The sequence below is a fragment of the Streptomyces sp. NPDC049585 genome, from assembly GCF_040675615.1.
GTDB lineage: Bacteria > Actinomycetota > Actinomycetes > Streptomycetales > Streptomycetaceae > Streptomyces > Streptomyces luteosporeus.
The window spans coordinates 106,513-113,020 of sequence record NZ_JBFAPE010000022.1 but is presented as its reverse complement, the minus strand read 5'-3'; the positions used below and the strand labels follow the sequence as shown (position 1 = coordinate 113,020).

The 6,508-nt window shown below is 73.5% G+C and carries 5 protein-coding genes; 2 read left to right on the top strand and 3 right to left on the bottom strand.

The window, feature by feature from the left end; translation table 11 throughout:
- Positions 1–138 precede the first annotated feature (138 nt).
- The 3 genes from AB0K17_RS22120 to AB0K17_RS22110 form a co-directional block, all read right to left on the bottom strand.
- Complete coding sequence (locus AB0K17_RS22120; protein WP_365983959.1) at positions 139–2,091, bottom strand: primary-amine oxidase; 1,953 nt, start codon at positions 2,089–2,091, stop codon at positions 139–141.
- Complete coding sequence (locus tag AB0K17_RS22115) at positions 2,088–3,638, bottom strand: APC family permease (protein ID WP_365966349.1); 1,551 nt, start codon at positions 3,636–3,638, stop codon at positions 2,088–2,090. Before AB0K17_RS22115 ends, AB0K17_RS22120 begins: the two co-directional genes overlap by 4 nt.
- Before the next feature lie 71 nt (positions 3,639–3,709).
- A complete protein-coding gene (locus AB0K17_RS22110) occupies positions 3,710–4,690 on the bottom strand; it encodes a hypothetical protein (RefSeq protein ID WP_365966348.1) in 981 nt (326 codons plus the stop codon).
- A gap of 339 nt (positions 4,691–5,029) precedes the next feature.
- On the opposite strand from AB0K17_RS22110, the gene AB0K17_RS22105 reads away from it, so the two are divergent.
- The gene (locus AB0K17_RS22105) at positions 5,030–5,914 is read left to right on the top strand and encodes a DMT family transporter (RefSeq protein ID WP_365966446.1); all 885 of its coding nucleotides are present in this window, start codon (positions 5,030–5,032) and stop codon (positions 5,912–5,914) included.
- Positions 5,915–5,933: 19 nt separating this feature from the next.
- A complete protein-coding gene (locus AB0K17_RS22100; RefSeq protein WP_365966347.1) occupies positions 5,934–6,467 on the top strand; it encodes an NUDIX domain-containing protein in 534 nt (177 codons plus the stop codon).
- The last annotated feature ends 41 nt before the right edge of the window (positions 6,468–6,508 follow it).

Genomic DNA, 6,508 nt, shown 5'->3' with positions numbered 1-6,508 from the left:
AGCCAGCGACGGCCTGCAGTCGACGCGCCGGGGGCGAAGCGCGGCACCCCATCTGCGGGCGCGTCGTGGCTTGTCGCGCAGTTCCCCGCGCCCCTACGGGGCCCGGTGGTGCCCCGCGGCGAAGAACGTACAGCGCCCCTACGGGGCGCAGTGGCCGCCGGGGGTCTCGCGGGGCAGGTCCAGGGCCGGGTTGCGGTCGAAGAAGCCGGTGGGCTTGAGGGTGAAGCCGGTGGGCTCGACCGGCATCACCGGCCATTCCTCCAGCCGCGGCAGGTGGGTGGGGCCGAAGGTGTGCCAGACGGTCAGCTCGGTGTTCTCCAGGGATTCGCCGCCGGTGGTCCACTGCGGCAGGCCGCCGTCGCCGGGGTGCTGGTTGGGGTATTCGCCGGCCGGGTAGCGGCGGTCGGCGCGGTGCCGGGTGACCCACAGGTGCTTGGTGCCGTACGCCATGCGCCGGGCGACCGGCGAGCCGGGCCGGGCGAGCAGGACGGGCCCCGGCTGCGGTACGAGGGTGTAGGCGACGGGCTGCCCCATGCGGTTGCGGGAGGCGGGGTTGAGGATCCGCCAGCGCCGGCCGGTTGTGGGGTCGGCGAGCCGCCCGCCGTCGGCGCTGTCGGCGATGACCGTGGTCCGGGTGGTGAAGGCGTTGCCCTGGGGGTTGTCCGGGCCGGCCGGCACGGGGACGACGTCGATCTCCTCGACGGTGTTGTGCAGGCCGTCGACCGCCATGTCGAGACGGACGCAGAAAAGGTGCTGGTGGTAGGGGGCCAGCAGGCCGGGGGCCACCTCGGTGCCGTGCGGCGAGCCGGTGCCGGGCTCGATCGCCGCGGTCTGCACCATGCCGGTGGACTTGGCCTCGAAGGCGATCGTGCCGTCCTGGTGGAAGTACCAGTAGAAGCCGTAGTCGTAGTTGCCGACGGTGGCGATGTAGGAGACGACCAGGCGGCGGGCGCGGCGGGACTCCACGGCCATGTCGTTGAAGACGTCGGTGTGCTTCCACAGCAGGCCGTGGTCCTCTTCGTGGATGCAGATGGCGTTCGGCAGCGTCAGCGGGTCGCCGGCCTCGTCGGCGAGGACGGCGTCGAGGTAGCGGATCTCGCCCAGGCAGTCGCAGCCCAGGCGCAGTGCGTTGGCGTTGCGGCCCAGGGAGTACTCGCCGGCGTCGAGGAAGGCCACCCAGTTGCGGGACTCCTCGCTCTCGCCGTAGGCGACGGCCATCTCGGCCAGGGAGGCGCGGTGGAGCACGGACCGCTCGCGGTCGCCGTCGCGGTGGGTGATTTGGTGCAGGACCAGGCCCTCGCGCGCATTGAAGTCGATGCGGAAGCTCCAGTTCAGCCAGGTCAGCTGCGGCCCGTCGAGCTGGAAGGAGGGCCCCTGGCTCTGGGTGATCTCCAGCGGCCGCAGGTCGGTGCGGCGCGGCCCGGTGAACTCCGCCTCGTAGCGCCCGCACTCGGCCGGTACGGGGACGGGTCCGGTGTCGACAATGCGTACGACCGTGCGCTCGGTGACGTCCACGTCGGCGACCAGACCGCCCACGGGGTGCGCCCAGGCGTTGTCGGTGGCGTCGCAGCGCAGCCACGTCAGGCAGCGCAGCAGCCGGCGGCCGGGGCGGTCGAGCACGAGGCCGCCCGCGGCGAGCGGGGCGCAGACGGCGAGCGAGGTGTCCTCGATCCCCCGCTCGGCCATGGCCTTGCACCAGGCCGGGTCGGCCTTGACCAGCGCGTCGACGAGCACGTACTCCTCGAACATCACCTGCGGCTGACCCTCGGTGGCCGGGTCCAGCTCGCGGTACGACAGCAGCAGGCCGGCGCCGGTGTCGACGACCGCCTCGGCGGAGGCGCCGGTGGCCGTGTCGTGCAGGGTGACGCGCAGCCGGCGCACGACGGGGTCGCCGGGGCGGTGGGCGGCGGCCGTGTGCCGCTCGGGCTCCTCCAGCAGGACCATCGGGAAGCGCGTGGTGGGCGTCACCTTGCCGGCTTCCTGCAGGATCCGGCGGGCGGTGGTGATCTCTTCGGCGCCGAGCGGGTCCAGGGGGTGGGGGAAGGCGTCGGTGCCCTGCGGCTGCGGGGCGGCCGGATGGCAGCAGGTCATGGTGAAACCTTTCGCTGAGCGGTGGGGGCCCCGGCGGTGGCCGCGGCCTTCTCCAGCTGGAACGCCTCGTTGCCCAGCCCGATCCGGGCGTGGACCTCGGGGCGTACCGCCTTGAGCACGAGCCCGTAGACGACGCCCAGGACCACGGCGGCGCCCACGACCCCGGGCAGCACCCAGCCCAGGGCCGAGCCGGGGCCGGTGCCGACGAGCACGTGGAAGTCCTTGACCGCGTAGCCGGCGATGACCAGCAGGGCCAGCCCGGCCGCCGCTGCGGCGACGAGCCGGGCGGCCTGGGCGCGGGCGGCGCCGCGGCGTACGAAGAAGACGATGACGGCGGCGCTGGCGGTGGCCATCAGCAGGATGACGCCGAGCGCGCCGACGTTGCCCATCCAGGTGAACAGCCGCTGGACGGGTGCGGTGGGGTCGCCCGCGGGCCGGTCGTCGGTGACGGCGAAGAGGACGACGGCGAGCAGGGAGACGGTGCTCTGCAGCAGCGAGCCGTGGGCAGGTGCACCGCTGGTGGCGGAGGTGCGGCCGAGTGCGGCGGGCAGCAGGCCCTCGCGGCCCATGGCGAAGGCGTAGCGGGCGACGACGTTGTGGAAGCTGAGCATGGCCGCGAACATGCCGGTGACGTAGAAGACGTGCATGACGGTGGTGAACGTGGCGCCCAGCCGGGCCCGGGTGAGGTCGAACAGCAGGTCGGGGCCCTTTTCGCCGGCCAGCCGGGTGATCTCCGCAGGCCCGCCGGCCACGCTCATCGCCCAGGAGCCGAGGGCGAAGAAGAGGGCCACGAAGCCGACGGCGAGAAAGGTGACGCGGGCGACGACGACGTGCGGGCGGCTGGTCTCCTCGGCGTAGACGGCGGCCTGCTCGAAGCCGACGAAGGAGGCGATGGTGAAGGACAGGGCGGTGCCGAGCCCCGCGCCGGCCAGGGTGGTGGGGTCGAAGGCGTGCAGGGAGAGCCCGTCCGGTCCGGGGTCGGCGACGGCGGCGAGGTCGAAGGCGCCGACCATGAGGCACTCGACGAGCAGCAGCACGCCGAGGACCTTGACGTTGAGATCGACCTTCAACCAGCCGAGGGCGGCGACGACGGCGACGGCCGCCGTGGCCGGCACCCACCAGGCGACCGTCAGGCCCAGGTGGGCCTTCAGCAGCCCGGACACCTCGTGACCGAAGATGCCGTAGATGCCGACCTGCATGGCGCTGTAGGCGACGAGGGCCACCACGGAGGCGGCGGCGCCGGCGGTGCCGCCCAGGCCGCGGGCGATGTAGGCATAGAAGGCGCCGGCGTTGTGGACATGGCGGCTCATCTCGGCGTAGCCGAAGCTGAAGAGGATCAGCACGACCCCGAGGATGACGAAGAGCAGGGGCTGGCCGGTGATGCCCATGACGCCGTAGATGCTGGGCATGACGCCGGCCGTGACCATCAGCGGGGCGCTGGCGGCCACGACGGCCAGCAGCAGGCCGGCCACTCCTATGCGGCCGGCGCTCAGCCGTCCGGCGACGCCCTTGAACGTACTGATCTCACTGGTGGTGCCCGTCGACATGGCGGGGTGGTCCTTCCCGTGGGGATGCACAGGCGTGGGCGGCCCGGGGCTGCCGGGCCGTGGGGGTGGGGTCAGGCGATGCCGAGCGCGGCCCGGCGCACGGTGCGCAGCGCCGTGCGGGGGTCCCGGTCGGGGTAGGCCCAGGGGGCGTGCGTGGCGTGCGGCCCGATGCGGGTGAGCAGGGCGGCGGCCTCGGCCGGGCGGCCCTCGTGGAACTTGGCGTGGGCGAGGAAGTTGAGGTCGACCTTGCGCCGTGGGTGGGCGGCGGGGGCCCCGGCGCCGGTGCCGGCGCCCTCGTCGGTGTCCCACTCCAGCCACCAGTCGAAGGCGGCCTTCATCACCTGCCGGGCCCGGCGGGTGGTCCAGTGGCCGGAGCGGGCCGGGTCGGGCGGCTCCAGCCCGGCGCCGGCCAGGACCCGGTAGCGCTCGGCGTGCGCGACGACGGGCAGGACGGCCAGCGGGGAGTCGGCCGGTGCCTGCTCGGCGGCCCAGGCGGCGAAGTCGTAGACCTCGTGCAGCGGGTCGTCGCGGTCGCCCTTCTGGTGCTCGGCGAGACGGGCCGCCATCAGGTGGTGGGCGTGGTGGTGGTCGCGGTGCCGGGCGCGCACCTGGTCGAAGGCACGGACGCACTCGTCGTCGGTGCCGGTGCGGCGGGCGAGGACGAGCAGGCCGAGCCAGGGGGTGGGGTCGCGGGGTGTGATCCTTGCGACCGCGAGGCACAGGGCGCGGGCGGTGTCGGGGGGCTCCTTGCCGTCCAGGGCGCGGAAGACCGAGGCGCAGGCGAGCAGGAGGGCGGCGTCCGCGCTGTCGGGCTCGGCGAGCTGCCACTCCCGGGCCCAGACGGCGCTGGTGGCGCCCTCGGCCAGGACGAGGAGGCGGTGGCCGCGGCGGTCCCAGTCGTCCCCGGTGCGGGCGATCAGCCGGCGGGTCTCGTTCCAGCGGCCGCGGGCCAGGGCGTCGCGCGCGCCGGCCAGCTCGGTGTCGTCGAGGGCGGGGTCGAAGGTCAGCCCGTCCTTGTTCCGGTGGCGGCCCAAGGGGGGTGGGGGCGTCATCTGCGGGCTTCCTCCACGGCGTACGGTCACGCACAGCAAACCGGTAGTCACGGCTCCGCGTCAAGGGTGGATCTTGTTGCTGAAGTGACGTCAAGTAAGCTAGCGGGAGGGCCCGTTGCCGTCTGCCGTCCGGCCGGGACTGTGCAGTGGATCGTTACCTCGGGCAGCCATGACACCCCCTGGCGGCCGCACACGCGGGCGACGAACGTTTGTCCGTTTTTTCGCGTCTCCGGATGAACGGCCGAAACGCGGGTACTCGGCGGGGGCACCATTCCTGGTGCGGCTATCGTCTTGTTGTCAAGTCTCCTACGACCGCACGGTCTTGAGGTGCACGACGTGATGGTCTTCGCACTCGCCGTGGCCGCGGCCTGCTGCCTGGGCGTGGGGTTCGTCCTGCAGCAGAACGCCGCCCAGCGGGCCCCCATGAGCGACTTCCTGTCCCTGCGGCTGCTGCTCGACCTCGCCCGCATGCCGCGCTGGCTGGCCGGCATCGCACTGATGGTCTGCGGCATGGGCCTCGGCGCCGTCGCCCTCAGCCGCGGCGAGGTCTCCCTGGTCGACCCCCTCATGGCGACCAACCTGCTCTTCGCGATGGCCCTCTCCCGCTGGCAGACCAAACAGCCCCTCGGCCGCGACGGCTGGTGCGGGCTGTGGCTGCTGGCCGGCGGCGTGGCCGCGTTCATCATCGCCGGCCGCCCGCACGGCGGCCAAGCGGTCACCGACCCGCTGCGGCACTGGCTCGTCCTCGGCATCATGGTCGGCACGGCCCTGCTGCTCGCCGCGGCCTCCAAACGGGTGCGCATGAGCACCGAAGCCGCCCTGCTGGCGGTGGCCGCCGGCTTGCTGTACGGCGTGCAGGACGCCCTCACCCGGGTCAGCGGCGAACGCTTCTCCCACGGCGGCTGGGCCGAGCTCGTCACCGGCTGGCAACCGTACGCCGTACTGGCCCTCGGCCTGACCGGGCTCGTCCTCGTCCAGAGCGCCTTCGAGACGGCGCCCCTGCGGATGTCCCTGCCCGCCCTGACGGCGGCCCAACCGCTGGCCGGCATCGCCTGCGGCATCGGTTTCCTCGGCGACCAGGTGCGCACCACACCCGCCGCGCTGGCCGTCCAGGCCGCGGGCCTGGCGGCCATCGTCTGCGGCATCGTCCTCATCGGCCGCCACCCGGCCATGCCGTCCGGCATGAAGGAGGAGGGCCGGATACGGGACCTCCAGCCGCACTGAGGGCTCTAGGCTGCCGGGCATGACCGATCCTGCGACCGACCCTGCGGACGAGGTGCTGGACGTCGTCGACGAGCACGACCGGGTGATCGGCCGCGCACCGCGCGGCGAGGTGTACGCGAAGGGGCTCCTGCACCGCTGCGTCTTCGTCCAGGCGCGCGACGCCCACGGCCGGATCTTCGTGCACCGCCGCACGGCGACCAAGCTGGTCTTCCCGTCGATGTACGACATGTTCGTCGGCGGCGTCGTGGGCGCGGGCGAGACGTACGACGCGGCGGCGCTGCGGGAGGCCGAGGAGGAGCTCGGCGTCACCGGCCTGCCGGCCCCCCGACCCCTCTTCCGCTTCCTGTACCGCTCGGCCGAGGGCCACGGGGGGTGGTGGTCGGCGGTGTACGAGGTGCGATGTGACCTGGCGGTCAGGCCGCAGGTGGAGGAGGTCGACTGGTGGGCCTTCCTCCCCGAGGAGGAGGTCGCGGCCCGGCTGGACGAGTGGCGGTGGGTGCCGGACGGATACGAGGCGTACGCACGGCTGCGCCGGTTCCGGGAGGGTGGGTAGCCCCGGTCCCGCCGCCCCCTGGCACCCCCGGACCGGGCTTC